Genomic DNA, 456 nt, shown 5'->3' on the forward strand with positions numbered 1-456 from the left:
TCGGGGGTTCGAACCCCTCTTCGCCCACCAAAACACGGAGCGGTAGTTCAGTTGGTTAGAATACCTGCCTGTCACGCAGGGGGTCGCGGGTTCGAATCCCGTCCGTTCCGCCACTTCCTTCTCGAAGCGCTGAGAGGGTCGTAATAGAAGCCAGCTTTTTGGGCGAATAGCTCAGTTGGGAGAGCATCTGCCTTACAAGCAGAGGGTCGGGGGTTCGAACCCCTCTTCGCCCACCAAGACGCGGAGTGGTAGTTCAGTTGGTTAGAATACCTGCCTGTCACGCAGGGGGTCGCGGGTTCGAGTCCCGTCCATTCCGCCACTTCCTTCTCGAAGCGCTGAGAGGGTCGTACTAGAAGCCAGCGTTTTGGGCGAATAGCTCAGTTGGGAGAGCATCTGCCTTACAAGCAGAGGGTCGGGGGTTCGAACCCCTCTTCGCCCACCAAAACACGGAGCGGT

4 tRNA genes are annotated in these 456 nt (G+C 58.6%); all 4 read left to right on the plus strand.

The window, feature by feature from the left end:
• Nucleotides 1–36: 36 nt before the first annotated feature.
• Nucleotides 37–113, plus strand: a tRNA-Asp gene (locus KTN04_RS16680).
• Nucleotides 114–160: 47 nt separating this feature from the next.
• Nucleotides 161–236, plus strand: a tRNA-Val gene (locus KTN04_RS16685).
• A 6-nt stretch (nt 237–242) separates the two neighbouring features.
• Nucleotides 243–319: transfer RNA gene (locus KTN04_RS16690), tRNA-Asp, on the plus strand.
• A gap of 47 nt (nt 320–366) precedes the next feature.
• A tRNA-Val gene (locus KTN04_RS16695) sits at nt 367–442 on the plus strand.
• Nucleotides 443–456: the final 14 nt, after the last annotated feature.

Source organism: Marinobacterium weihaiense (genome assembly GCF_019061305.1).
GTDB classification, from domain to species: domain Bacteria; phylum Pseudomonadota; class Gammaproteobacteria; order Pseudomonadales; family Balneatricaceae; genus Marinobacterium; species Marinobacterium weihaiense.